The following is a 26,499-nucleotide window of genomic DNA, read 5'->3' on the forward strand; positions in this document are numbered from 1 at the left end:
TCGATAAATTGTCCGTCGGGCCAACCTGGGTTAGCGCCCGCTTGCCGCGACGCCGGACCCGGCCTTGATCTGGCAAACCCGTTTCACACGCGATGGCCGTTAACAGGAAGTAAAACTGACAATGAAAACTTTTGTAGACAAGGTTCTGGCGCAGGCCGAATTTCAGCCGGCCCGATTGCTGGAGGTTTTACGCGCGGTGCAAGCCGAATTCCGCCACATTCCGGAACCGGCCATCGAGTTGATCGCCGTCGGCTTGCAAATTCCGCGTACGCAGATCATCGCGGTGGCCGAGTTTTACAGCTTCCTGCATCTGGCGCCGCAAGGCCGCTACGAACTGTACATCGCCGATTCGATCACCGACCGCATGCTCGGCAACCAGCAAGTACTCGAGGCGCTGGCCGCGCGGCTGCAAGTCGCGGTCGGCGGCGTGCGCGGCGACGGCCTGGTCAGCCTGAACCGCACGGCCTGCACCGGCATGTGCGACCAGGGGCCGGCCGGCTTGGTAAACGGCTACCCGCTGCCGCGCCTGACCCCGGCCAAAATCGATGCGCTGGCGGCGCTGATCGAAAAGCAAGTGCCGCTGAACGCGTGGCCAACCGAGATGTTTCGCGTCGAAGAACCGATTTGCCGGCCGGACCTGCTGCTAAACCAAGCCTTCGTAAACGGCGCGGCGATCCAAGCCAGTTTCGCCCGCGGCCTCGCCGAAACTCTGGCCGAACTGGATGCCTCGCATTTGCGCGGCCGCGGCGGCGCCGGGTTTAAAACCGCATTGAAGTGGCGCAGCTGCGCGCAGCAAGCCGCCACGCCGCGCTACGTGATTTGCAATGCCGACGAGGGCGAACCGGGCACCTTCAAAGACCGCATGCTGCTCGACCTTTACCCGGACCAAGTGTTCGAAGGCATGACCGTGTGCGCCGCGATTATCGGCTCCAACCACGGCCTGATTTACCTACGGGCGGAATACCTGTTTCTGCGCGACAAGCTGCTGGCCGTGCTGCAGGCGCGGCGCGAGCAAGGCTTGCTGGGCCAGGCCATCCTGGGCCGCGACGGCTTCGATTTCGACATCGAAATCCGCATGGGCGCCGGCGCCTACATTTGCGGCGAGGCTTCGGCGCAAATCGAGTCGTTGGAAGGCAAGCCTGGCATCCCGCGCACCAAGCCGCCCAATTCGGTGGTCTGCGGCTACCAGCGCAAACCCACCGTGGTCGATAACGTGGAAACCTTTTTCGCCGCCACCCATATCGCCATCCAAGGCGGTCAGTGGTTCGCTGCGGTCGGCACGCCGCAATCGACCGGCACCAAACTGCTCAGCATCAGCGGCGACTGCCAACGGCCGGGCATTTACGAATACCCGTTCGGCACGCCGGTCCGCACCATTCTGCAAGAGTGCGGCGCCGAGGACGTGATGGGCGTGCAAGTCGGCGGCCCGTCCGGCACCTTTATCTCGAACCGGGAACTGGATCGGGTGGTGGCGTTCGAAGACCTGTCGACGGCCGGTTCGTTCATGGTGTTCAACCGTTCGCGCAACCTTTTCGCCATCGCCCAAAACTTTACCGATTTTTTCGCTCACGAGAGTTGCGGCTTCTGCACGCCATGCCGGGTCGGCACTTCGTTGCTGAAAAACCAGTTGGCTAAAATTGCCGACGGCCTCGGCGCCGCCGAAGACCTGACAGAACTCAGCGCGTTGTGCGAGGTCGTTAAAAACAATAGCCACTGCGGCTTGGGCGAATCGGCCGCCAATCCGATATTGACCACGCTGCTCAGCTATCCGGAGCTGTATTTACAACAACTGCAATACCAAGAGTTCGCGCCGGCTTTCGATCTGGATGCAACCTTGGCAGCGGCCCGCCGCCTGGCGCAGCGCGAGGACCCGGCGGCGCATTTGAATCAAGTGGAGAACTGATATGAGCGGCACGCTGACCATAGACGGCAAGACCATTCCGTTCGCGGCAGGCCAGAGCGTGATCGAAGCCGCGCGTTGCGCCGGCATCTACATCCCTCACCTGTGCCACAAGCCGGGCTACGCGCCGCACGGCAGTTGCAAACTGTGTACGGTGTTCGTCAACGGCCGTAAAACTTCGGCCTGCACCTATCCGGCCGCAGCCGACCAGAACGTGGTCAGCGACACCCCAGAACTGCAACAGGACCGGCTGCGCCTGACCCAGATGCTGTTCGTTGAAGGCAACCATTTCTGCCCGTCCTGCGAAAAATCCGGCAATTGCCAACTGCAAGGCGTGGCCTACCACCTGCGGATGCTGGACAATCATTACCCGCATTTCTACCCGCAACGGCAAGTGGATGCCTCGCATCCGGATATTTTGCTGGATCATAACCGCTGCATTTTCTGCAACTTGTGCGTGCGGGCCAGCCGCGATCACGACGGCAAGAACGTGTTCGCCATCGCCGGGCGCGGCATCAATAAGCGGTTGATCGTCAATTCGGCCAGCGGCCAGCTCAAAGACAGCGACATCAGCATCGACGACCAGGCAACCCAGGTTTGCCCGACCGGGGCGATTCTGGTCAAACGCACCGGCTACCAAGTACCGATCGGCGAGCGCTGGTACGACCGGCAGCCGATCAGCGAACTGGCGCTGGGCAAGGAAGACAGCCATGAGCGCTAAAATCAAAATCGCCACCACCTCGCTGGCCGGCTGCTTCGGTTGCCATATGTCGTTTCTGGATATCGACGAGCGGATTACCGAGTTGGCGGAAGTGGTCGAATTCGACCGCTCGCCGCTGACCGACATCGAACATTGCGGGCCGTGCGATATCGGCCTGATCGAAGGCGGCGTTTGCAATTCGGAAAACGTACATGTGTTGCGCGAGTTCCGCAAAAACTGCAAAACCCTGGTCGCGGTCGGCGCCTGCGCCATCAACGGCGGCCTGCCCGCGTTAAGAAACTTCGTTTCGGTCGAAGAATGTCTGCTGGAGGCCTACCGCGACGGTATCGGCATCGACAACCCGCAAATCCCCAGCGATCCGGAATTGCCGTTGTTGCTGGACAAAGTGCATCCGATCCATGAAATCGTCAAAGTAGATTACTTTATGCCCGGCTGCCCGCCGTCGGCCGACGTGTTCTGGACCTTCCTGAGCGCGCTGATCGCAGGCCGCGAACCGAAATTGCCCTACGAACTGGTGCATTACGACTGATAAGGACCCCTTATGTACGAACATCTGGAAACCGCCGCCAATCCCGCCGGCCTGAAGCGGGTCGTCGTCGATCCGGTATCCCGCGTCGAAGGCCACGGTAAAGTCACCTTGTTGCTGGATGCCGAGAACCGGGTGCAGCAAGCCCGGCTGCACATCGTCGAGTTTCGCGGCTTCGAAAAATTCATCCAGGGCCGGCCCTATTGGGAGTTGCCGGTGCTGGTGCAACGCTTGTGCGGCATCTGTCCGGTCAGCCACCATCTGGCCGCGGCCAAGGCCATCGACCAACTGGTCGGCATCGATCCGGCCGATTTGCCGCCAGCCGCCGACAAATTACGCCGCCTGCTGCACTTCGGCCAGGTGCTGCAATCGCATGCGCTGCACTTTTTTTATCTATCCAGCCCGGATTTGCTGTTCGGTTTCGATAGCGAAATCGGCAAGCGCAGCGTCGTTGCAGTGCTGGCCGACTATCCCGATATCGGCCTGCAGGGCGTCAAGTTGCGCAAATACGGCCAGGAAGTGATCCGGATGGTGTCCGGCAAACGGGTGCACGGCACCGGCGCGATTCCGGGCGGTATGAACAAGGCGCTGAGCCGCGAAGAGCGCGATTATCTGCTGCAGGACATCGGCCAAATCGTCGACTGGGCGCAGGCCGCGGTGGCCCTAATCAAACGGGTGCACGGCGCCGACCGGGCCTTCAACGACGCCTTCGCCACAATCCGCAGCAATTACCTGAGCCTGGTTAAAGCCGACGGCGCGCTGGAGCTTTACCATGGCGGCATTCGCGCCAAAAATGCCGACGGCGCGACGCTGTTCGACCATTACGATTATTGCGCCTACCCGGAATTGATCCGCGAGGAAGTCCGTTCCTGGACTTACATGAAATTTCCTTACCTGACCGCGCTGGGCAAGGCCGATGGCTGGTACCGGGTCGGGCCGCTGGCCAGAATCAACAACTGCGACTTTATCGACACACCGTTGGCCGAGGCGGCGCGGGTCGAGTTCAAACAACAGCTGGCCGACCAGGGGTTAGTACACAGCACGCTGGCCTTCCACTGGGCGCGGATGATCGAACTGCTGCACTGCGCCGAAAGCATTCAAGCTTTGTTGCACGACCCGGATTTGCTCAGTGGCGAACTGGTAGCCCAGGGCAGCAAACGTTACGAAGGCATCGGCGTCATCGAAGCGCCGCGCGGCACCTTGTTCCACCATTACCAAATCGACGACAACGACATCGTCACCAAAGCCAATCTGATCGTGTCCACCACCAGCAACAACACCGGCATGAACGAGTCGGTGCGCCAGGTCGCCGCCGCATACCTGTCGGGACGGGAATTGACCGAACCGCTGCTGAACCAGTTGGAAGTGGCGATCCGCGCTTACGATCCCTGCCTGTCCTGCGCCACGCATGCGGTCGGCAAGATGCCGCTGCAGGTGGAATTGGTCGATGCCGCCGGCCAGGTCGTCGATCGCTTGACCCGGCACGGCAACGGCGAATTCGCCCGCGGCGACGCCGGTTGATGGCGGTCACGCCGATATTGTTGCTGGCCTGCGGTAACCCGAGCCGGGGTGACGACGCCTTGGGGCCGCTATTGCTCGACGCGCTGGCGGACCAGCTCGATCCGCAAACCGTTGAATGCATCGTCGACTTTCAACTGCACATCGAACACACGCTGGACTTGCAAGGCCGGCAATGTGTCATTTTTGCCGATGCGTCGGTGCGCGACGTGACTTTCCAATTCACCCGACTGACGCCGACAGCGTCCCTCAGCCATACCACCCACGCCCTGAGTCCGGCCGCACTGCTGGGCGTGTACCGCTCGCTCCACGGCGAACCGCCACCGGCTTACCTGCTCGGCATCGGCGGCCTTAGTTTCGAACTGGGCGCAGCGTTGAGCCCGGCGGCCCAAACCAATTTGGCCGCCACCACCCGCTTTGCGCGGGCGCTGTTACAAGGCACACCGGCCGCTATCGCCGCTTCCGCCGCTGCCTCGGCCCGCATGCCGGACTGAAGTGCTCCCCAATCGTTTGAACAGTAGAATCCAAAATTAACGTGAAATCCCTGCTGTTGGTTAGGCTGCCTTTGTAACGATTGACAGTAACTCGTAATACGCCTGATGCGGCCAGAACTTTGCGATTGACCCAATCGGCTACAGCAATCAGGTACGCGAAGCCTTTACCGATCGGAATATAGGTCTCGTCCAAGGTCCACACCTGACGAGCCCGGTCAACGGTGATGCCGAACAGCAAGTAAGGATAAATCCCGTGCCCTGGCATTTTCTTACCGGTATTGGGCTGGCAATACACCGCGTCGATGTCCATACCTTGCATCAAGGCGTTCACCTTTTATTTCGATCCTGCGCTTCCGCTATAATTGGCGCCCCGCCGCTACGGCGCCAGCGTCTACCTGTCTTCCGCACTATGGCCCACCCCTTCATTCTTCGCCGTTGGAGCGCCTGGGCGCCGGGCTTGCTGGACCAGACCGACTGGCAATCCCCGGCGGCCGGCCGGCGGCCGGCGGAAGATCAGGCGCCGCCTGCGCTGCAATACACGCCTAAGCCACTGCAACGTCGGCTCAGCCCTCTGGCGCGGGCGGCGTTTTTCGTCATCGAGCAATGCCTGGCGCCCGGCGAACGGCTTGCTGCCGTGTTCAGTTCGTCGCACGGCGAGATCGGCAGTTGCCTGGACATGCTGCAAGACTTACAGGACGGCGAGGAATTGTCGCCAACCGCCTTCAGTTTGTCGGTGCACAATGCGATTGCCGGCCTGTATTCGATCGCCTACGCCAACCAACTGGAAATCAATTGCCTGGCACCGGCCGCAGCCGGGCTTGGCCCCGGCTTTATCGAAGCCCTGGGCTTGTTGCACTCCGGCCACGACGAAGTGTTGTTGGTGTTTTACGATACAGTGCTGCCGAATTTTTTTCCGACGCCCGGTTACGCCAGTTCATTAGCCTACCCTTGTGCGGCGGCATTGCGGCTGGCGCTGGACGGGCCGGGGCTGGCGTTGGCGTTTGCGCCGGCAGACTCGACTCGTCAGGACGGCGAGCAGCCGCTACAATTGCCGGCCTTTATCGAATTCCTGGCCGGCGACCGAAGCCATTTGGATTTGGGCAACGGCGGCCGCGGGTGGCAATGGCGAAAACTCTGATTCACAACATCGACTACCTTTGGCGGCTAACCGCGACCGCAATCAGTTTCGCCTGTTTCGGCATCGGCGGCGTACTGTTGTGGCTGGTGGTGTTCCCGTTGCTGGCGCTGGCGCCCGGCGACCGCCGCCGAAAAGCCTGTCGGGCGCAAACCATGGTGCATCTGAGTTTCTATGCCTTCATCGGCTTGATGCACAGACTGGGCGTGATGAGTTACCAAATCTGCGGCGGCGAAAAACTGAACCGCCCCGGCCAACTGGTCGTCGCCAACCATCCGACGCTGGTGGACGTGGTGTTTCTGCTCAGCCGCATCGAACAAGCCAGTTGCATCGTCAAGGCCAGCCTGTGGCGCAATCCGGCCATGCGCGGTTCGATCCTGAATGCCGGCTACATCAGCAACGCCGACTCGGCAACCATGATAGAAGATTGCGCAGCCTGGCTGAACGGCGGCGGCGGCCTGATCGTATTCCCGGAAGGCACCCGCACGGTGCCGGGCCAAGCCTACCGCTTCCAGCGCGGCGCCGCGGCGATTGCTCTGGCCGCCGACTGCGTGCTGACGCCGGTGACGTTGACCTGCACCCCCAGCACGCTGACCAAAAACCTGGCCTGGTACCGCATCCCGCCGCGGCGGTTTCATTTGCGGATGCAGGTCGGCGACGACATCGATCTTGCCCCTTACCGGCAAATGCAACCGCATTCGATTGCGGTGCGCCGGTTGACCCAGTCTTTATTGGATTACTTTACCGAACAACGCCTACGCTATGAGCAACACTGAATCTGAATTAAAGCGCCTGATCGTCGATACCCTGGCTTTGGAAGACGTCGCTCCCGACGACATCGACAGCTCGGCACCGCTGTTTAACGCCGGACTGGGACTGGATTCCATCGACGCGCTGGAACTGGGCGTAGCGATACGCAAGCAATACCGGGTTAAAATCGACGCCGAGCAGGACGACGTGGCGCAGATCTTTGCATCGGTGGCGGCTCTGGCTCAATTTATCGATTCCGCGCGCAGTTAATACCTTATGAAAAATCGTGAACAAATTTTGGCCGCCATCCAAGACATCATGGTGGAGATGTTCGAAATGGACCCGGCCAGCATCAAGCCGGAAGCCCGGCTTTACGAAGACCTGGATTTCGACAGTATCGATGCGGTCGATATGATCGTGCGCCTGAAAGAGTTGACCGGCAAAATGGTAAAACCCGAGGACTTTAAAACCGCGCGCAGCATCGGCGACGTCGTGGAGGCCGTGTACCGCCTGATGCAGGACTGACATGGCGCGGGGTTTGAATGCGCTGATCGGTCTGTTAACCGCTTTGTATCCGGCGGCAGTGTATTTCGGTTTGCAGTACCTGCAACCCCGGCTGATCGCGCTGGCGCTGGCTGCGATGTTGCTGTTGCGCTTGGCCTTGCTGCGCACGGATTGGAGCAAACCGTTATTGTTGGCCGGCGTGGCCTACGCCGGCTTCGCGGCCTGGAGCAACCAGGCCATTGCCTTGCGTTTTTATCCGGCCTTGGTCAATGCGGCAATGCTCACCATTTTCGCCGCCAGCCTGTTTTATCCGCCCACCATCGTCGAACGCCTGGCGCGGCTGCAGCAACCCGATTTGCCGGCGCAAGGCGTGTTGTATACCCGGCGCGTGACCCAGATTTGGTGCGTTTTTTTTGTCGTCAACGGCGCTATCGCCGCCGCCACTGCGCTGTGGAGCAGTTTCCAGGTCTGGAGCCTGTACAACGGCCTGATCGCATATCTGCTGATGGGATTGCTGTTTGTCGGCGAGTATTGGCTCCGGCAACGCGTGATGAAGCCGGAATAAAGTCGTGACCGACCTCGCCGATTTACTCAACGCCGAGCGAAGCGGCGCAGTGGCCCGCCACGGCGGCCGCGATTACGGCTTTGCCGAGTTTCGGGCGGCGGTCGGCCATTGGTGCGAATTATTGGCCGACCAACCCGAGATCCGATACGCGCTGTTCTGCCACGACGCCTACCCGTTTGCGGTGTTGTTGTTCGCTTTATGGCACTGCGGCAAACAGGTTACGCTGGCCGCCAACAACCGCCCCGGCACCGCACAGCAATTGCAACAAGCCGGCTGCCGCTTGATCGGCGATTGGGAAGCCGGATTCGATTACCGGTTGGAGCAAAATCCAAACTTCCGGCCGGCATTTTCGCGTTTGCAAACGCAGCCAGTACGGCTGGAGATTTTTACGTCAGGTTCGACCGGCGCGGCAAAATCGATAGTCAAAAACCTTGGTCAGTTGCAAGCCGAAGTCGATACGCTGGAAAAGTTGTGGGGCAAGACATTGGCCGACAGTCGGATTCTGGCGACCGTCAGCCAGCAACATATTTACGGCCTGTTGTTCCGGGTGCTGTGGCCGTTGGCGGCCGGCCGTTGTTTCCACAGCCAAACCGCGCTCGACGCCGAACATCTGGTCGCGCAAGCCGGCGCCGGCCCGGCCTGCTGGGTTGCCAGTCCGGCCCACTTGAAGCGGCTGGATCCTGCTGCGCCGTGGGCCGGTCTGGCCGGACTTTCCGCCATTTTCAGCTCCGGCGGCCCGCTGGCAGCCGATGCAGCCGCGCACATTGCCCAAGGCTGCGGCCAAGCGCCGTGGGAAATCTACGGCAGCAGCGAAACCGGCGGCATCGGCTGGCGCCGGCACCCCGAGCCGCTTTGGCGCCCGTTCGCCGGGTTGAGTCTATCGATAGCCGACGACAAAGCTTATCTGAACTCACCTTACTTGCCCGACGACAAACCGATGGCGTTGGACGACGACCTGGCATTGGCGGCCGACGGCCGGTTTAGCTTGCACGGCCGCCGCGACCGCATCGTCAAAATCGAAGAAAAACGCCTGTCGCTGAACGAGTTGGAAATGCGGTTAACCGCCACCCCATGGCTGAGCGAGGTCCACACCCTGACTTTGAGCGGTAGCCGCGATCTGTTGGGTGTATGCGCGGTGTTGTCGGAAGCCGGCAAAACCGCAATGGCCGAGCGCGGCCGCAAAGCTTTGATCGGTCATTTGCGGGAGACTTTGCAGCCCTGGTTCGAAGCGGTACTGATCCCGCGCAAATGGTTGTTTCTGTCCGCCTTGCCGACCACGGCACAAGCCAAGCTAAACCGCCTGTTGCTGCAAACCTTGATGCGCAGCGGCGACGCCCGGCTACCGCTGCTGCAGACGGCGGAATTGACAGCCGAGCGCGCGGAACTCGGTTTGAAAGTACCGCAGCAGCTTATCTATTTTGCCGACCATTTCCCCGGTTACCCGATTCTGCCCGGCGTGGTGCAGATCGGCTGGGCCGATTATTTCGGCAAGCTGCTATTTGCCATCGATGCGCCATTCAACCGGTTGGAGACAGTCAAATTCGTCAAACCGATCCAACCCGACTACGAGTTGCAATTAACGCTGGATTGGCGTAGCGGCAGCAACAAGCTGAATTTCCGTTTTAGCCACGCCGAGCAAGTCTACAGTTCCGGACGTCTGGTCTACACGGCGGACGTAGCGTGAAACCCTGTTTGCTGATACCGGTTTATAACCACGAGCGCGCCATCGTGCCGTTACTGGCGCAATTGCAAGCCTTCGGTTTACCCTGCATTCTGGTGGACGACGGCAGCAGCCCGGCCTGCCGGCAAGTCCTAAACGACTGCGCCGCCCGGCACGGTAGCTGGGTGTCGCTGCTACGGCGGCCGGCCAACGGCGGCAAGGGCGCGGCAGTGGTCGACGGTTTTCGCTGGGCAATCGACCAAGGCTACAGCCACGCGCTGCAAATCGATGCCGACGGCCAGCATCGGGTCGACGACATTCCCAAGTTTTTGCAATTAGGCCGCCAGCACCCGGAAAAGATGATACTGGGAGCGCCGCAATACCAGGCCGACGCGCCGAAAAGCCGGGTCCATGGCCGAAAAATCACCAACTTCTGGGTTGCGGTCAATACCTTGTCGCGGGCGATAGGTGACGGCATGTGCGGATTCCGCCTCTACCCGTTGGCAGCGGTCGCGCAATTGCTGGCCGGCAGCCGGCTCGCACCCGGCATGGCATTCGACATCGACATTGCGGTAAGGCTTTACTGGCAGGGGTTGGACGCGGTCAATCTGCTAACGCCGGTACGCTATCCGCTGGACGGGGTTTCACATTTCGATCTATGCCGCGACAACGTCAAGATTTCGGCGACCCACGCCCGCCTGTTCTGCGGCATGCTGCCGCGCATTCCCCGCCTGCTGGCTCGGCATTGGCGATGACCGGCCAACGCCACTGGTCGCAAATGCAGGACTGGAGCCTGGACTGGGGCATGCGTCTGCTGTTTGCGGTATATCGGCGGTGCGGGCGGCGGATGCTGCAAGTATTTCTCTATCCGGTCGTAAGCTATTACTGGCTGGCAAACGCCGAGGCCAGGCGCGCCAGCCGCGATTATCTGGCCAGATTGGCAGCGTTCGAGCCCGATCTAAAGTTATCGGCCAGCCTGTTCCATAGCTACCGCCATTTTCTAAATTTCGCCAACGCCATCATCGACAAACTGGCCGCCTGGTCGGGCTTGATCGATATAAACGATGTCGAATTCGCGGGCCGGGAACAACTGTTGGCCGACCTCGGCGCCGGCCGCGGCGCCTTATTGCTGGCCAGCCATCTGGGCAATCCGGAAGTCTGCCGGGTCATGGCCGACCGCGACGCGGCGGTGAAGATTACGGTATTGGTGCATACCAAGCACGCCGCAAAATTCAATCGCCTGCTCCGCCGTTACAATCCGGGCAGTGCGATGAATTTGCTGCAAGTCACCGAAATCAATGCCGCCACGGCGATGTTGTTGGCAGAAAAGATCGAGCAAGGCGAACTGGTCGTGATTGCCGCCGACCGCACGCCGGTCAACGGCGGCCGTACGCTGAGCGTCGATTTCCTGGGCGCAGCGGCGAAACTACCGATCGGGCCGTTCGTGTTGGCCGGCCTGCTGAAATGCCCGGTCTATTACCTGTTTTGCATAAAACAGGATAACCGGCACCGCATCGTATTCGAGCGGGCCGGCGATGCGCTGAGTTGGCGACGCGAGCAGCGGGATGCGGCCGTCCGGCAAGCCGCCTGCCGCTATGCCCAACGTTTACAGACGTATACGGTTAGTGCGCCGCTGCAGTGGTTCAATTTTTACGATTTCTGGCAAACATAAAAAAGCCGCCGTTCTTACAAACGGCGGCCGGGTTGCTTGCCAAGCCGACCGACCTGAACACCGATTCCGGTGTCCAGGCGGCAAAGCCGGTTACCAAGTCATAGTAAATACCGATTTAACGTTTTTCGCCGGCGCATAGGTATAACCGGTAGCGGAAATGCTGTTCAAGGTATAAACCCCGGATGCGGCTTTGACTTGTTTCGACGGTTTGGAGGTGTGTATCACCACGCCGTCGGTTCCGGTTTTGGCAACGGAAGTACCGGACAAAGCGCCCGACCAGGTTCCGGTCACCACAGCATTCGGTACCGGACGGCCTTGAGCGTCGACCACTCTGAGCAATATCATGCCGGTCGCGGTCGTACCTCTGGCCACCATCATGCTGGCGGAGCCGGCGGCTACCGATTTCACCGGCGGAGCCGTGACGACAACTTGTACCGATTTGGTATCGGTCAAATTGTACTGGTTGGTCACGGTCAATTTTGCGGTAAAAGTACCGGCGGTTTTGTAGGTGTAGACCGGGTTGGCGCTGGTCGAACTGCCGCCGTCGCCGAAGCTCCATTGGTACTTGGTGATGTTGCCGTTACCGACCGATTTGTTAGCCGAGAAATTCACGGTCAATGCGCTGGGGCCGCTCAATGTGGAAGCGCCGATTACCGCTGCCGGTGCCGCAGCGCCGGCATTGGCAACCGGAAACGAGCCGGTAACGCTGTATTGGCCCAAGCTGGCGTAGGCCGGATAGCCGTAGTCGGTTCCGGCAGCGGCATGGGCGCTGGGGCTGACGGCCAAATAGTAAACGCCGGCAGGTACCGTGCTGCTGATCGTAGCCGCCAATGAAGTTTCCGCGGCACTGGTCGTAACCACGCTGCCGTCCGCTTTGAATAGCGTAGCTTTAACGTCCAGATTCGGCCCTTTCGCCGCCGGTTTAACGCTCAGATTCACCAAACCGCCGGCGGTATTGACGATAAACATATCGACATCGGCAGCCGTTTCGATCACGCCGAACGTGCTGATATTTGCCGTTGCGCCGGTTGCGGTGTTATTCAAAGAGCTGGCCGTGCCGAACGCATTGCCGAAGTCGTCGGCTCGCTGGGTGAAACCGGCGGATGCCATCACCGCCAAATCGTTTTGCTGGTTATTCGCTCCGGGATAAACGCCAGCGCTCCATTGGGTGACATTTTTGTAGTAACCAACCCCCATGATCGGCGCCCAGCCGGTATCTCCGCTACCGTGGCCGCTGTAATAACCTACCGTGGTCGTGCCGGTTTTTTGGCCGTCGTGCAGCAAGCCCAAAGTATGGCCGGCCTCGTGCGATACCGCTTCGGCGATGTATTTTTCGTTGTTGGCCAGCGATTGTTGGAACACCCATGCCGGTTGGTAAGAGGTGTTGTTGACCATCGATACCACGCCGACGTAGGCAATACCGCCGCAGTTGCAGCTAATGGTGCCGGTTTTGGTGATCACCACTTGGGTGCCGTAACTGGTATCGGCCGAACTGGTGCGGAGCAACGCATCGCTGCTGGGCGGTTCGGTGGTAACGTCGACGTCGAAGGCAATGTAATCCTCGGCTACCCGATTCCAGATGCTGATGATATTGCTGCGTTCGTTGTCGTCGAACACCGCCGGGTTTCCGCTTAAATCGTAGGCCGGCGCAGCGATGGTCGAGCTACTCCAAGCGGTTTTGCTGGCCGTGTAGCCGACGAAGTTCAGATAAATGGTTTTGCTGGCGCCCGGTTTGCTGTGCAATTTAAAGGCATTCGCCAATTGGGCGGTGGAAGCGATCGGTACCGTGGTATTGCTGGTAGTCGCGGTCGTGGCGCCGCCGGCGGTTTCCGGTTCGCCGGCGCCGGGATTGCCGGAGTCTTGGTCGACGTAGAACATGCGGTTATTGCCGTCGATCCGCAACGAATCGTCGCTGAGCAACATTTCCCGCAATTTTTCCGGCGCCAAGCCGTAACCGCCGGCCACTTTCGGCAATTCAGCACCTAAAAAATCGATGGCTTGTTGCCCTTCGTAATTGATCGGCAACTCGACGGAAGCGACGGCGACATCGGCCAGCACCGCATTGGCAGCAGCCGCCGGTTGTAATGGATCGCTGCCGTCGCCGTTGGCACCGGTATCGATGATTTGCTTGATTTTGCCGGTCTGGTCCACTTGAACCATGTAGTTGCGGCCTTGCATGACGCTATTGACCAGCTCGCGGTTTTGGTCGAGATCTTTGCCAAGCAACTGGGAGGTATCTGCGGCGAATGTCAGAGAGGCGGAGCTTGCAGCAATGGCAATAATGCCCGCTGCTATCTTATTGAGCGTTTTCATATCGGTCACCTTATATATCATGCGAACTTCAACAGGCACACCAACCGATCCAACCTGTCGAAGTGACGGCTTTACGTTATTGCCGTCAAGTTAATGGAATGCACGGAAAAGCCAAAACCCAGGGTTTGTTTTCAGCACGCCTTATTGTTACGAGGCAAACGCCCGGATACTTTGAAATAGCTCTAACTTCCGCTGATGCCGGAACCGGCTGCGGCCTTTTAGTGAGTCGGTCTGCAAAACCGGCCGTCCGCTGCCGCAGGCAAAGTTCGTTAAACCCTGGGCCGTGGGATGTGCGAAAATTCCGGACGTTTTGATTTCCGCACCCGGCATGCCTATTTCATCGCTACGCTATCCGGCCGGTTTCCGGCTGAACTCCTCCGATCGATCGACACCGTGACCGAACAGCCCCCCATCATTTTTGACGATTCGCCGTTAACCATCGAACGGATTGCCGAACTGGCGCGCCGGCGGCGGCGCGCCGCGTTGAGCGACAACCCGGATTTCGGCGCCCGCATCGACCGCGGCGCCGCCTTCGTCGAGCAACTGTTACGGGAAGAAGGCTGCGTCTACGGCGTCACCACCGGCTACGGCGACTCCTGCACGGTCGCCATTCCGGCCGACCGGGTCGGGCAATTGCCGATTCATTTGTACACCTTCCACGGCTGCGGTCTCGGCGATCATTTCGATCAGGAACAAACCCGCGCCATCATCGCGGCGCGCCTTGCCAGTCTGGCCCAGGGGTATTCCGGAGTCAGATTCAAACTGTTGCAACAAATCGCATCGTTGCTGCAACACGACGTCTTGCCGTTGATCCCGCAGGAAGGTTCGGTGGGCGCCAGCGGCGATTTGACGCCGTTATCCTATCTGGCGGCGGTACTGGCCGGCGAACGCGAGGTTTGGTACAGCGGACAAAGGCGTGCAACTGCCGAGGTGTTTGCCGAATTGGGCATCGAATCCTTACGTTTCCAACCCAAAGAGGCGCTGGCGATCATGAACGGCACCGCCGCGATGACCGGCCTGGCCTGCCTGGCTTTCGACCGCGCCCGCTATTTGGCCGAATTGTGTACCCGCATCACCAGCTTGGCGGTGGCGGCCTTGCAGGGCAACGCCTACCACTTCGACGCCAAATTGTTTTCGTTGAAGCCGCATCCCGGCCAGATGCAGGTGGCGGCACGCATTCGCGCCGATTTGCAAATCAGCGGCGAAGCGCCGCGCAACGACAACCGCCTGCAGGACCGTTATTCGCTGCGTTGCGCGCCGCATGTGATCGGCGCCCTGGCAGACGCCCTGCCCTGGCTGCGGCAACTGATCGAAACCGAATTGAACAGCGCCAACGACAATCCGCTGATCGACGCCGACGGCGAGCATGTGTTGCACGGCGGCCATTTTTACGGCGGCCATATCGCGATGGCGATGGATACCTTGAAAACCGCCGTCGCCAACTTGGCCGACCTGATGGACCGGCAACTGGCGCAACTGGTCGACCCCAAATTCAACCACGGCCTGCCGGCCAATCTGAGCGGTGCGCAAGGCGACCAAGCACCGTTGCACCACGGCTTGAAAGCGCTGCAAATCGGCGTTTCGGCCTGGACCGCGGAGGCTTTGAAGCTAACCATGCCGGCCAGCGTGTTTTCCCGTTCCACCGAATGCCACAATCAGGACAAGGTCAGCATGGGTACCATCGCCGCCCGCGATTGCATCCGCATTCTGGAACTGGCCGAACAAGTCGCAGCGGCATTGCTGATTGCCGGTTGCCAGGCGCTGGAACTACGCGGCGATGCGGTGCGAGCCGGGCCGGCATTGCACGCCACGTTAAAGCAGGTGCGGGAACAATCGGCGTTTCTCAGCGGCGACCGCGGGTTGGAACCCGATTTGCGCCGCTGTCTGGAATCGATTCGGCAGCAACGTTGGCAACTGTACCCTTAACGCCATGCCCGAGAACTTGCACCGCGAAGTCGAACTGCAGATTCCGTTCCACGACGTGGACATGATGGAAGTGGTGTGGCACGGCCACTATTGCAAGTATTTCGAGATCGCCCGTTGTGCATTGCTGGAAAGCATCGATTACGACTACCGGCAAATGCGCGACTCGGGTTATTTTTGGCCTATCATCGACCTGCGCCTACGTTTCATCAAACCGGCACGCTTCGGCCAAAGCATTGTGGTGCGGGCGACGCTGACGGAATGGGAAAACCGGCTGAAGATCGACTATTTAATCCGCGACGCAGCCAGCGGCGGCCGGCTGTGCAAGGGCCACAGCGTGCAGGTGGCGGTGGCGGTCCAAACCGGCGAAATGCGCTTCGAATCGCCGCCGGTTTTGTTCGGCAAACTCGGAATCGCTAAACCATGAAATCCTTACCAGTTTTAATCCTGTGGCTGTACGCCGCCGCAACCCAAGCCGAGGATGCATTGGCAGCCATCAAATCCCGGCTGGCGCCGGCGGCTATCGTCCACGGCCATTTCCGCCAGGAAAAACATCTGAAGTTTCTGAGCAGGCCGTTAATTTCGGAGGGCGAATTTACCTTCCAACAGCAGCGCGGCGTGATCTGGAAAACCGTCAGCCCGGTCGAATCGACACTACTGGTCGGCGATAACCGTTTATTGACCAGCCAGGGCGAACAAGCCCTGCCGGCCAGTTTCGGCCGGGTGTTTCCGGCCATGCTCGGCGGCGACTTGGCGGCGTTAAGCGAAGACTTCAGCACCAGCGCCGAATTGCAATCCGATTCCTGGCGACTAACCCTACTACCGAAAGATGCGCTGCTCGGCAAAGCCATCGCCGCCATTTACTTGGCCGGCGACAGCGAATTGCGCAGCGTGGAAATCCGGGAAACCAACGGCAACAGCTCGATGATCGGCTTCGACCGCATCAGCCACCCCGTCCAACTCAGCCCGGAACAGGCGGCCGAATTTGCGCGTTTATCGCCCTAAACTGTACGCGGCGCTGTGGCTGCTGGGCATGCTGGGCCTGGCCTGGCTCAGTCTGCAAAACCTAAAGCGCGATTGGCTGGAGACCGGCTTTCTGGCCTTACTGCCGCAAGCCGAACAACGCCCGGAGATGGCAAACGCCATCGAACGCCATAACCAGGCCGTCAACCGCAAAGTAGTCTGGCTGGTCGGCGCCGCCAACGCCGGCCAAGCCGTAGCGTTGGCCGAAACCGTCAAGACCGGCCTCGCCGCCAGCGGCCTGTTTGCCGATTTAACGCTGCAAATTTCGCAGCAGCAGTACCGGCAAAGCTACCAACAACTGTTCGCCTACCGCTACCAACTGTTGGACAGCCGGACCCGGCAAAGCTTGCAGCAAGACCCGCAGCGTTTGGTGCAAGAAAATCTGGAAACGCTATACAGCCCGCTCGGCCAGTGGCAGGCCGCCAATCTGGAACGCGACCCGCTATTGCTGTTCGGCCGTTACTTCGCCGCGCAAAACCCGCTGCAACTGAATATCGAACACGATGCCGTGGTGGTGCATGACGGACCACGAGCCTGGGCGCTGCTGATCGGCGAATTGCCCGACCGGGACTTGAAGCTGGATAAACTCGAGCAATTGCTGAGTCTGAACCAAACGCTGCAACAGCAAGCGCGTCAACAAGGCGGCGAGCTGCTGGCGACTGGCCTGCCCTTGTTTACCGCGTACGGCGCCCATTCCGCTCAGCAGGAAATATCGACCATCGGCATCGGTTCGACGCTGGGCGTGGTCCTACTGCTCTGGCTGACCTTCCGCAGCCCCCGGCCCTTGCTACTGTGCTGCCTGGCGGTCGCCAGCGGCTTGCTGGCAGCCTGGAGTCTGAGCCTGCAAATTTTCCCCAAACTGCACATCATGACCTTGGTGTTCGGCTCCAGCCTAATCGGCGTGGTAGTCGATTACGCCTTGCATTTTTTTTGCGACGGCCTCGGCCTGCCGCACTGGACTCCGCGCCGGGGCTTGAGTTACGTGCTGCCGGGCATCGGCTTCGGTTTGCTGACCAGTTTATTGGGTTACGCCGGCCTCGGCTTTTCGCCGTTTCCGGGCTTGCGGGAAATGGCCGTGTTCTCGGCCCTGGGCTTGGTCGTATCCTGGCTGACCGTGGTCATGCTGTTTCCGGTTCTGCTGGCCCGCTTCCAGCCACAGCACCAATTCGGCATGCTGAGTCTGGCCGGATACTGGCAACGCAGTTGGCCGGAACGGCTAAACCGCCATCGCCTAAGCCTGTCCGCCGCTTTCGCCCTGCTGCTGATCGGCGGCCTGAGCCAGTTGCAGGCCCAGGACGACGTTCGCCTGTTGCAAAGCGCCCCAACGGCCATTACCGCGGCGGACGCCGAAATCCGGCGGCTGTTACCTATCGGCCGCGATAACCAATTCTTCCTGGTCACCGGTGCCAACCCCAGCGAGTGGTACCAAAACGAGCAGCGCCTGCTCGCAGACTTGGCGCCGCTGTGCGAGCAAGGCAAGCTCAGGCAATACGACGCCGTCAGCCGACACTGGCCCGACCCGGCCCAGCAAGCCGCCGATTACCGCTTGCTGCAAACCGGGATTTACCGGCCGGATTTTTTGCAAGGCTATATGCGGAATCTGGGATTCGAGCAATTGGCCATCGATAACGAAATCCGCAGCTTCGCGGCCGCGGCCGGCCAAACCCTGAGCCTGGACGACTGGCTGGCAAGCGCCAACGCCAATCTGCGCCAGCAATGGCTGGGCTGCAACGCCGAGGCTTGCCGCAGCATCGTCAGTTTGACCGGCATCGCCGACCTGGCGCCGCTCAAAGCCCTGGCGGAATTGCCGGGCGTGACTTGGGTGGATCATGTGTCGCAGTTGTCGGAGTTATTCCAACGCTACCGGCAGCGGGTGACGCTACTGCTGGCCGGGGTATGCGGCTTGATCCTGAGCATTCTGATTTACCGGCTGGGCTGGCGCCACGGCTTACAGGTGATGGCGGTGCCGGTGTTGGCGATGCTGACCGCCTTGGCCACCTTAGGCTGGCTCGGCGAATTGTTCACGCTGTTCAATTTGTTCGCATTACTGCTAGTACTGGAAGTTGCGGTCGACTATGCGGTGTTTTTTCAGATGGCGGCGGCCTCCGCCGATACTATCGGCAAACGCGACACCACCACGCTGGCGGTGGCCTTGTCGGCGTTCACGACGTTGCTGGGTTACGGCTTGTTGGCAACCAGCTCGACCGCCATCGTCCACGCCTTCGGCGTAACTTTGGCCGCCGGCGTCGGCAGCGCGTTCCTGCTGGCACCGCTAATCGGTTTTAACGACAAACCGGCAGAGCGATGAATCCCGTGCCCGAATCGCCGTCAACCCGCAAACCTGGCAAACGCTACAGGCGGCTGCTTGTGCCGGCGCTACTGATAATTGTCGGGGCCACGGTCTGGAGCCAGCGCCATCCGCTTGGCGAACGGCTATTGCTCCACGCCTTGCAATTTAGTCCGCTGGCCGGGCCAGAATTGTCCGGCCTGAGCTTCGACGGCAAGCAGGTGCAACTGGAACGGTTCGGTTTTAGGCTGGAAACGGCCGCCGGCCCGCTGCAAGTCACGCTACAAAACGTCGCCGCCGGCTATCGGCTCGAACCGCTAAGCGTGGAAGCCATCGACATCGGCCACGCGGTATTGAAACTGGACTACCAAGCTGCCGATACCGCAACCGACGCAGCTGCGGACGAGAGCACCGGCCGCTTGCCGTTGCCGCCGCTGCGCGTCGCCAACCTGGACTTGCAAATCGCCACGCCCTGGGGCGACAGCCGTTTCAACGGCCGCGCTCAGTTCGGACCAAGCCCGCAAACGGCGTATCAATTGACGCTCGAAGACGGCCGGCACAGCCTGACCCTGAATGCGGCCGCCGACGCCGCCGATTTCGGCTTGGCTTTAGCGAGCGCGAACGGCGCCCGGATTCTGGCGCTGGACGGCTCCGGCCTCGGCGGCCCGGACGCCAAGCTGAACCTGAGCGGCAAACTCGGCGACATCGCCGCCTGGCTGCAAAGCACGCCGCTGCTGCCGGCCACGCTCAGGCCGACCGGCGCGCCGGCGGCCTTGGCCGCGCAACTCGGCAATAGCCGATTAAACCTGGAATTGCATAGCGCCGACGGCTTCGCCCACAGCCAGGCCAAGTTGTCGCTGGCCCGCGATAAAAACGTTCTGGCGGCAGCCAAAGCCGCGATCAGCCTGCCACCGCAGCCCGCCGCCGACATTACCGGCCGATTGGCGCTATCCGCCGGCGAAGCCTTCGACTTGACCAAACCGTGGCTACCCGAAACCGCCCGCAGTTGGAGCGTCGCCTCCGGCCAGATCGAAGCCGCTTGGCAACTGCATTGGCAAACGCAGCTCAAGCGCGGCACAGCCAAGCTGGATATCGGCGATCTGTCGTTAACCGCGGGACCGGCGCGCTTGCAGCACAGCGATATCCATTTGGCCATCCCGGAACTTGCCGACGGCACCACCGAACTTAGCGCCCGGATTCGGACGCTGGAATTGGGCGAGGGCTTGACCGGCCGCGACCTGGAACTCGACGCCGCCTACCGCGAGCCCGAGTTGGCGCTGAAGCGGGCGCGTCTCGCCATCTTCGGCGGCCAACTGGAACTGGTGCCGGGTACGTTCGACATCAGCCAAATGCCGTTAGCCTTGACCCTGAAAGCGCAGCAAATCGATCTGGCGCAACTGTTGGCCAGCCTGCATTATCCGCAACTGTCCGGAACCGGCAGCGTCGACGGCGAACTGCCGTTAAAACTGGCGACCGGCAGCATCGAACTGCAGGACGGCGCGTTGCGCGGCACCCGTCCCGGCACCTTGCGTTACCAAAGCCCGGCCGACGACGGCAACCTGGCGTTTCAAGCGTTGCGCAACCTGGTTTACCATCGCTTGCAAGCTCAATTAAACTACCAGCCCAGCGGCGATTACCGGATCGGCCTGCGTCTGGAAGGCCACAACCCGGAAGTCCTGTCCGGCCACCCGCTGGCTTTTAACCTGAACATCAGCGGCCAATTGCCGGAGCTGCTGCGCCGCGGTCTGGTGACCGGCAATTTCGAACGCGCGATACTGGAACAAGTCGGCCAACAACCGGCCGAAACGCCACCCGCCCAGCCCGCTGGGAAACCATAACCATCGCTGCCGCCGGCGGCCGAGAGGAGAGATAACATGAAATTCGCAACGCAGTACCTACTGCCGATCTGGGCCGTCTGGGCACTGGCGGGATGCTCGCCGTCCGTCAAACTCGAAGCCCCGGACAAACCGATCGAGATCAATATGAACGTCAAGATCGAACACGAAATCCGCTTGAAAGTGGAAAAAGACGTCGACGATTTAATTTCCAGCCAAAAAGGCCTGTTTTAAGGAGAGTCCCATGTTAGGTAAATTCGCACGTTCCCTGGTGTCCGCCCTGGCTCTGAGCTTACTGTTGCTTAGCTCAGCCACCGCCGCCGATCTGGCGCAACTGAAAGCCGCCGGCGTTGTCGGCGAACGCAGCAACGGCCTGCTCGGCTTAGTCAAACCCGACGCTCCGGCCGACGTCAAAGCCTTCGTCGACAACATCAACGCCCAGCGCCAGGCCGAATACCAACGCATCGCCGCCAAGAACGGCGTCACCGCCGACGAAGTGGCAAAACTGACCGCGCAAAAAGTCATCAACCAAGCCGCGCCGGGCCAGTTTGTCGATACCGGGGCGGGGTGGCAGCAGCGTTGACGTATCGCGATGGCGGCGATAAGACGATTAGACTCTAAAGTCACCTTGTAAACCTCTATGGCAGCGACAAACACCCGTCGCGTTTTAGATTGGCTAAACACCGCTCGCCGCGACCGCAGCGCCGAATGGCGGGCGCAAGCAGACGCGGCCAAAACCGCTCAAGACGAAACACGGGAGACGGCGCTGTCGGATGCCAAGGCCTTGCTCGACGATTCATCACAGAAGAACCGCAATCTGTTCGTCGGCTTTCTAGGCGTGCTGCTTTATACGCTGGTAATGACCCTGGCGATTACCGACCAGGATTTGTTGATGGGGCGGATGTCGATGAAAATCCCGCTGATCGACCTGGGCCTACCGCCTTTGGCCTGGTTCAGCGTGGTGCCGGTGTTGTTTTTGTTGCTGCATATCGATCTATTGCACAACCTGGACGAACACCTCAACAAGCTGCTGCAGTGGCGGGAACTTAACGGCGGAACACTGGACCGCCGGCAAATGCAACCCTTCTTTTACGACTTTGCCTTTGCCTACCCCAACGAGCGCATCATCGGCAAATTGCTGGACTGGTTCGTCTGGTTTCTGATTTATCTGCTGCCGATCTTTACGCTGCTGGTGGTGCAGGTGCGCTTTGGTGCCTATCAAAACCAATTGTTGTCGGCGGTGCATTGGGCCTTGGTGATGGCGGACATTGGTGCTTACGGTTTGTTTTACCACAATTGGCGGGTTGCCAATGGCCGGCGGCTTGAAAGCCGCGTTGCCAAACTGCGCCAAAAGCTAATCGATACATTTGTTTGCCTTCTATTGCTACTGTTGCTGCTTTGGCAAGCCGAGGGCGGTTGGAACAATATGCCGAACGAAGTACCCAGCGAACTTAATGGTGATCAAGTTTATCGGGCGTTTAGAACGTTAGGCAACGCGTTAAAATTTTCCGATCATTCGTATTTTGTTATCGCGGCTTATGCCGTCGTCGGCGTGATACCAACCATCGCCGCAGTGTTTGTGCCACAGTTGCGCGGAGGTTGCTTACGCGCCTTGCTTTGGCTCAGTGTATTTTGCCTGGGTCTGACCAGCTGGTTTTGCCAGGCCTGGGCCTTGTCAGCTACTAACAAAATTATTCGAGATACCATAAACCAACCCTTGGCAGCGCTACTGCCGCGCCTTGTTGTGACTAGCCATATTCTCAGTTCGGTGGACGATAATGAAAAGCGTATGCTGCAAATGGTGGCGGACTATCAAACAGCCGAAAACTTGCCAGACAACAAAAGAGCCAAAGCTAGCGATATTAACTCAGCGGTCGAACAAGCAGGTCGTAACTCACTAGCCAGACAATGGTGGCAGCAAGGCGCTCGACTGGATTGGCGCGAGCGGTCATTCAATTTCGCGGATTTTAGCGGCAGTATGATGGCGCGAGCAGACCTATCGGGCTCCAGTTTACAGGGTGCCGTCCTCTTTGAGGCGCATCTCCAGGGTGCTCGCCTTCGCAGATGTAAGCTTCAAAATGCTAACCTTCTTGGAGCTCAACTGCAGGAAAGTACATTCGACGAAGCCCTATTAGTAGGCGCTTCTCTGAGAGAAGCCAATTTGCAAAACTCCATTTCAATCAGTGTTCAAATGCAATTCGCAGACCTCGCAAATGCGTCTCTAGAAAACGCTGATTTTGTGCTCGCAAAACTACAGGGCGCGATTCTTACAGGAGCTCAATTAGAGGGTGTACTTCTTCTGAGCGCAAATTTGCAAGGCGCAGATTTAAGTCATGCCAGCCTAGAGGGCGCATCGTTAACTAACTCGTTGTTAACAGGAACAGATTTCTTTCAGGCTCAACTTCAAGGCGCTAATCTTGCGGGAGCCAAACTGTCTGGAGCTAATTTCAAGAGAGCTCAACTTCATGGTATAAGCTGCGATTGGTCTTCTGTAAGGGCTCTGCAACGAGAAAATTTTGGCGCGCGAAAAATATCCACTGATGAAGATCGATATTGCTTTTTCAGTATAACCAATCAACCCAACTTTCTTCATCAAGCCATTTGCGGCGAACTAACCGAAAACATGGCTAAAGCCATTCGCGAGCATTGGTACGACAGGGTCCCTTACGAATTGGTCCAGAAATGGGCCAAACAAGGCCATCCGTGCGCCGAACCACCTAAAGCGGCGGAGCCGGCCAGCGCCCCGGGGGAGACGCCAAGGGCAAATCCGAAGAAAAAATCCAAAGTTGGATAAAGCCAACAACGAGATTCTTACGGCTTGCTAGGCGGTGTACCTAAGCTAATTGAGCGGGTTCAAATCCCACAAAACGGCAAAGCCTCGAGGTTCAAAAATACCTTTCCAGAAGAGTAGGCAATCCTCAAAGCACTGAATCGCCCCAAAAACCCCGCAATCCATGTTGGTTAAATAACAAGACCCTACAAACAATGTTGCCAACCCCACCAAGCCAAAAACGGAATTTCAGGATTTTTCATATTTAATTTCAATGATTTAAAACAAAAAACCCACATTGGCACGGCCATTGCTCTTATCAGGTTGTTATTAACAACACCCACTCAAGAGGAGAAGACCATGGCGAAACTACGTCAATGCGCTATTTACGGTAAAGGTGGTATCGGTAAATCCACCACTACCCAAAACCTGGTTGCCGCTCTGGCGGAAGCCGGTAAAAAAGTGATGATCGTCGGCTGCGACCCTAAAGCCGACTCTACTCGCTTGATCCTGCACTCAAAAGCTCAAACCACCATCATGCACTTGGCTGCTGAAGCCGGTAGCGTCGAGGATTTGGAATTGGAAGACGTGTTGAAAGTCGGTTACGGCGATGTCAAATGCGTTGAATCGGGCGGTCCTGAGCCAGGAGTCGGTTGCGCCGGCCGTGGCGTTATCACCGCGATCAACTTCCTGGAAGAAGAAGGCGCTTACGACGAAGACCTCGACTTCGTGTTCTACGACGTATTGGGCGACGTAGTCTGCGGCGGTTTCGCGATGCCTATCCGCGAAAACAAAGCCCAAGAAATTTACATCGTTTGCTCAGGCGAGATGATGGCTATGTACGCGGCCAACAACATCGCCAAAGGTATCGTCAAATACGCCAACTCAGGCGGCGTGCGTTTGGCCGGCTTGATCTGCAACTCTCGCCAAACCGCTCGCGAAGACGAACTGATCATGGAGTTGGCAAGACAAATGGGCACGCAAATGATCCACTTCGTACCGCGCGACAACGTTGTACAACGGGCCGAAATCCGTCGTATGACCGTTATCGAGTACGAACCCACCGCGAAACAAGCCGACGAATACCGCGCCTTGGCTCAAAAAGTTCTGCACAACAAAAACCTGGTGATCCCTACTCCGATCAGCATGGACGAGTTGGAAGAGTTGTTGATGAACTTCGGTCTGATGGAAGAAGAAGACGAGAACTTGGTCGGTAAAACCGCCGCCGAAGAATAGGCCTTACGCGTTAGCGGCGGACGGTCCAGGCCGTCCGCCTTTCATTCCCAAACACTGTCAGTTGGGGGATTGCCCACGACATTAGGAGGAACCATCATGGCAGCCATGACAAGAGAAGAGACGGAAGCGCTGATCGCAGAAGTGCTGGAAGTCTATCCCGAGAAAGCCAAGAAAGACCGCGCCAAGCACTTGGCGGTCAACGATCAAAGCTTGGAAAAATCCAATAAATGCATTACCTCTAACCGGAAATCCCTGCCGGGCGTAATGACCATTCGCGGTTGCGCTTACGCCGGCTCGAAAGGCGTGGTTTGGGGCCCGATCAAGGACATGATCCACATTTCCCACGGCCCTGTCGGTTGCGGCCAATATTCCCGCGCCGGCCGCCGTAACTATTATGTCGGTACCACTGGTGTCAACACCTTCGGTACGATGAACTTCACTTCGGATTTCCAAGAGAAAGACATCGTCTTCGGCGGCGACAAAAAGCTGGCCAAATGTATCGACGAGATCGAAGCCTTGTTCCCGTTGCACAAAGGGATTTCCGTGCAATCCGAGTGCCCGATCGGTCTGATCGGCGACGACATCGAGGCCGTTTCCAAAAACAAAGCCAAAGACATCGGTAAAACCGTGGTTCCGGTGCGTTGCGAAGGTTTCCGCGGCGTATCCCAATCTTTGGGCCACCATATCGCCAACGACGCGATCCGCGACTGGGTGCTGGACAAACGCGACGGCGACGATAGCTTCCCGACCACCCCGTACGACGTAGCCGTGATCGGCGACTACAACATCGGCGGCGACGCTTGGGCCTCGCGTACCTTGTTGGAAGAAATGGGTCTGCGCGTCGTAGCGCAATGGTCCGGCGACGGCACCATCGCCGAGATCGAAAAAACTCCGAAAGTGAAGCTGAACCTGATTCACTGCTACCGTTCGATGAACTACATCGCCCGCCACATGGAAGAGAAGTACAGCATCCCCTGGATCGAGTACAACTTCTTCGGCCCGACCAAAATCGCCGAAAGCTTGCGCAGAATCGCCGCCCACTTCGACGACACGATCAAAGAAGGCGCAGAACGCGTGATCGCCCGCTACCAAGCCGAGTACGAAGCGGTTATCGCCAAGTACAAACCGCGCCTGCAAGGCAAAAAAGTCATGCTGTACATCGGCGGCTTGCGTCCGCGCCACGTCATCGGTGCCTACGAAGACTTGGGTATGGAAGTGGTCGGTACCGGTTACGAGTTCGGTCACAACGACGACTACGACCGTACCATTAAGGAAATGGGCAACGCGACCTTGTTGTACGACGACGTCACCGGCTACGAATTCGAAGAGTTCGTCAAAAAAGTTAAACCCGATTTGGTCGGCTCCGGCATCAAAGAAAAGTACATTTTCCAAAAAATGGGTATCCCATTCCGGCAAATGCACTCCTGGGATTATTCAGGCCCTTACCACGGCTACGACGGCTTCGCCATCTTCGCCCGCGATATGGACATGACCCTGAACAACCCTTGCTGGAAACAAATTCAGGTGCCCTGGAAAAAAGCCGAATCCGAAAGCGAAGCGGTTAAAGCAGTCGCGTAATGTGCCGGGTGGGCGGTGCGCCGTCCGCCTCAGCCATCGAAAATCGTTCGGGCTTCGGCCCGAGCAATCCAATCAACGCCGGACCACAG

General features: G+C 59.0%; 25 protein-coding genes. 23 read left to right on the forward strand and 2 right to left on the reverse strand.

Going from position 1 to position 26,499, the window contains the following annotated elements:
- The first annotated feature begins 121 nt into the window (after positions 1-121).
- The 5 genes from MKFW12EY_RS17015 to MKFW12EY_RS17035 are packed head-to-tail and all read left to right on the forward strand — an operon-like array spanning position 122 to position 5,159.
- Positions 122-1,903 carry an NAD(P)H-dependent oxidoreductase subunit E gene (locus MKFW12EY_RS17015; protein WP_221053435.1) on the forward strand — a complete coding sequence of 594 codons (1,782 nt, stop codon included), beginning with the start codon at positions 122-124 and terminating at the stop codon, positions 1,901-1,903.
- Position 1,904: 1 nt separating this feature from the next.
- Positions 1,905-2,621: a 2Fe-2S iron-sulfur cluster-binding protein gene (locus tag MKFW12EY_RS17020; RefSeq protein WP_054763390.1), complete on the forward strand. Its 717-nt coding sequence runs from the start codon at positions 1,905-1,907 to the stop codon at positions 2,619-2,621.
- Positions 2,611-3,150, forward strand: coding sequence for an NADH-quinone oxidoreductase subunit B family protein (locus tag MKFW12EY_RS17025; RefSeq protein WP_064022531.1), 540 nt, complete (start codon positions 2,611-2,613; stop codon positions 3,148-3,150). Before MKFW12EY_RS17020 ends, MKFW12EY_RS17025 begins: the two co-directional genes overlap by 11 nt.
- Positions 3,151-3,162: 12 nt before the next feature.
- Complete coding sequence (locus MKFW12EY_RS17030; RefSeq protein ID WP_221053436.1) at positions 3,163-4,668, forward strand: Ni/Fe hydrogenase subunit alpha; 1,506 nt, start codon at positions 3,163-3,165, stop codon at positions 4,666-4,668.
- A complete protein-coding gene (locus tag MKFW12EY_RS17035) occupies positions 4,668-5,159 on the forward strand; it encodes a hydrogenase maturation protease (RefSeq protein ID WP_221053437.1) in 492 nt (163 codons plus the stop codon). Before MKFW12EY_RS17030 ends, MKFW12EY_RS17035 begins: the two co-directional genes overlap by 1 nt.
- Here MKFW12EY_RS17035 and MKFW12EY_RS17040 read toward each other — a convergent pair.
- Positions 5,116-5,490: a hypothetical protein gene (locus MKFW12EY_RS17040; RefSeq protein WP_221053438.1), complete on the reverse strand. Its 375-nt coding sequence runs from the start codon at positions 5,488-5,490 to the stop codon at positions 5,116-5,118. The genes MKFW12EY_RS17035 and MKFW12EY_RS17040 overlap by 44 nt on opposite strands.
- Positions 5,491-5,568: 78 nt before the next feature.
- On the opposite strand from MKFW12EY_RS17040, the gene MKFW12EY_RS17045 reads away from it, so the two are divergent.
- The 8 genes from MKFW12EY_RS17045 to MKFW12EY_RS17080 are packed head-to-tail and all read left to right on the forward strand — an operon-like array spanning position 5,569 to position 11,445.
- The gene (locus tag MKFW12EY_RS17045) at positions 5,569-6,297 is read left to right on the forward strand and encodes a beta-ketoacyl synthase chain length factor (RefSeq protein ID WP_221053439.1); all 729 of its coding nucleotides are present in this window, start codon (positions 5,569-5,571) and stop codon (positions 6,295-6,297) included.
- Positions 6,282-7,070, forward strand: coding sequence for a lysophospholipid acyltransferase family protein (locus MKFW12EY_RS17050; RefSeq protein ID WP_221053440.1), 789 nt, complete (start codon positions 6,282-6,284; stop codon positions 7,068-7,070). The genes MKFW12EY_RS17045 and MKFW12EY_RS17050 overlap by 16 nt, the downstream gene beginning before the upstream one ends.
- Positions 7,057-7,314, forward strand: coding sequence for a phosphopantetheine-binding protein (locus tag MKFW12EY_RS17055; RefSeq protein WP_054763392.1), 258 nt, complete (start codon positions 7,057-7,059; stop codon positions 7,312-7,314). The genes MKFW12EY_RS17050 and MKFW12EY_RS17055 overlap by 14 nt, the downstream gene beginning before the upstream one ends.
- A 6-nt stretch (positions 7,315-7,320) precedes the next feature.
- Entirely contained in the window at positions 7,321-7,569 is a 249-nt protein-coding gene (locus tag MKFW12EY_RS17060; RefSeq protein WP_054763393.1) for an acyl carrier protein, read from the forward strand.
- A 1-nt stretch (position 7,570) separates the two neighbouring features.
- Positions 7,571-8,113 (forward strand): COG4648 family protein, encoded by a 543-nt coding sequence (locus MKFW12EY_RS17065; protein WP_054763394.1) that lies wholly within the window; start codon positions 7,571-7,573, stop codon positions 8,111-8,113.
- Between the two features lie 4 nt (positions 8,114-8,117).
- Entirely contained in the window at positions 8,118-9,797 is a 1,680-nt protein-coding gene (locus tag MKFW12EY_RS17070) for an ApeI family dehydratase (protein WP_221053441.1), read from the forward strand.
- The gene (locus tag MKFW12EY_RS17075) at positions 9,794-10,528 is read left to right on the forward strand and encodes a glycosyltransferase family 2 protein (RefSeq protein WP_054763242.1); all 735 of its coding nucleotides are present in this window, start codon (positions 9,794-9,796) and stop codon (positions 10,526-10,528) included. Before MKFW12EY_RS17070 ends, MKFW12EY_RS17075 begins: the two co-directional genes overlap by 4 nt.
- Positions 10,525-11,445: a lysophospholipid acyltransferase family protein gene (locus MKFW12EY_RS17080; RefSeq protein ID WP_054763241.1), complete on the forward strand. Its 921-nt coding sequence runs from the start codon at positions 10,525-10,527 to the stop codon at positions 11,443-11,445. The genes MKFW12EY_RS17075 and MKFW12EY_RS17080 overlap by 4 nt, the downstream gene beginning before the upstream one ends.
- A 90-nt stretch (positions 11,446-11,535) precedes the next feature.
- Here the strand turns inward: MKFW12EY_RS17080 and MKFW12EY_RS17085 are convergent, their stop codons facing one another.
- Positions 11,536-13,758: a PKD domain-containing protein gene (locus MKFW12EY_RS17085; RefSeq protein WP_221053442.1), complete on the reverse strand. Its 2,223-nt coding sequence runs from the start codon at positions 13,756-13,758 to the stop codon at positions 11,536-11,538.
- A 393-nt stretch (positions 13,759-14,151) separates the two neighbouring features.
- Here MKFW12EY_RS17085 and MKFW12EY_RS17090 point away from each other — a divergent pair, with 393 nt between their 5' ends.
- The 10 genes from MKFW12EY_RS17090 (at position 14,152) to nifD (ending at position 26,410) form a co-directional block, all read left to right on the forward strand.
- On the forward strand, positions 14,152-15,684 hold the full coding sequence (locus MKFW12EY_RS17090) for an HAL/PAL/TAL family ammonia-lyase (RefSeq protein WP_245006343.1): 1,533 nt from the start codon (positions 14,152-14,154) through the stop codon (positions 15,682-15,684).
- Between the two features lie 4 nt (positions 15,685-15,688).
- The gene (locus MKFW12EY_RS17095) at positions 15,689-16,108 is read left to right on the forward strand and encodes an acyl-CoA thioesterase (RefSeq protein ID WP_054763243.1); all 420 of its coding nucleotides are present in this window, start codon (positions 15,689-15,691) and stop codon (positions 16,106-16,108) included.
- Positions 16,105-16,686, forward strand: a complete 582-nt coding sequence (locus tag MKFW12EY_RS17100; protein ID WP_245006344.1) for a LolA family protein — start codon at positions 16,105-16,107, stop codon at positions 16,684-16,686. The genes MKFW12EY_RS17095 and MKFW12EY_RS17100 overlap by 4 nt, the downstream gene beginning before the upstream one ends.
- The gene (locus MKFW12EY_RS17105; protein WP_245006345.1) at positions 16,667-19,012 is read left to right on the forward strand and encodes an MMPL family transporter; all 2,346 of its coding nucleotides are present in this window, start codon (positions 16,667-16,669) and stop codon (positions 19,010-19,012) included. Before MKFW12EY_RS17100 ends, MKFW12EY_RS17105 begins: the two co-directional genes overlap by 20 nt.
- Before the next feature lie 59 nt (positions 19,013-19,071).
- Entirely contained in the window at positions 19,072-20,829 is a 1,758-nt protein-coding gene (locus tag MKFW12EY_RS17110; protein ID WP_221053444.1) for an intermembrane phospholipid transport protein YdbH family protein, read from the forward strand.
- Positions 20,830-20,865: 36 nt separating this feature from the next.
- The gene (locus MKFW12EY_RS17115; protein WP_054761846.1) at positions 20,866-21,060 is read left to right on the forward strand and encodes a YnbE family lipoprotein; all 195 of its coding nucleotides are present in this window, start codon (positions 20,866-20,868) and stop codon (positions 21,058-21,060) included.
- Positions 21,061-21,070: 10 nt separating this feature from the next.
- The gene (locus tag MKFW12EY_RS17120; RefSeq protein ID WP_054761844.1) at positions 21,071-21,409 is read left to right on the forward strand and encodes a YdbL family probable chaperone protein; all 339 of its coding nucleotides are present in this window, start codon (positions 21,071-21,073) and stop codon (positions 21,407-21,409) included.
- Positions 21,410-21,466: 57 nt separating this feature from the next.
- Complete coding sequence (locus MKFW12EY_RS17125) at positions 21,467-23,620, forward strand: pentapeptide repeat-containing protein (protein ID WP_221053445.1); 2,154 nt, start codon at positions 21,467-21,469, stop codon at positions 23,618-23,620.
- Between the two features lie 336 nt (positions 23,621-23,956).
- Positions 23,957-24,832: a nitrogenase iron protein gene (nifH, locus tag MKFW12EY_RS17130; RefSeq protein WP_054761838.1), complete on the forward strand. Its 876-nt coding sequence runs from the start codon at positions 23,957-23,959 to the stop codon at positions 24,830-24,832.
- A gap of 96 nt (positions 24,833-24,928) precedes the next feature.
- Positions 24,929-26,410: a nitrogenase molybdenum-iron protein alpha chain gene (gene nifD, locus MKFW12EY_RS17135; RefSeq protein WP_054761836.1), complete on the forward strand. Its 1,482-nt coding sequence runs from the start codon at positions 24,929-24,931 to the stop codon at positions 26,408-26,410.
- Positions 26,411-26,499 lie beyond the last annotated feature (89 nt).

It is taken from the genome of Methylomonas koyamae, from assembly GCF_019669905.1.
In the GTDB taxonomy this organism is placed as follows: Bacteria; Pseudomonadota; Gammaproteobacteria; order Methylococcales; family Methylomonadaceae; genus Methylomonas; species Methylomonas koyamae.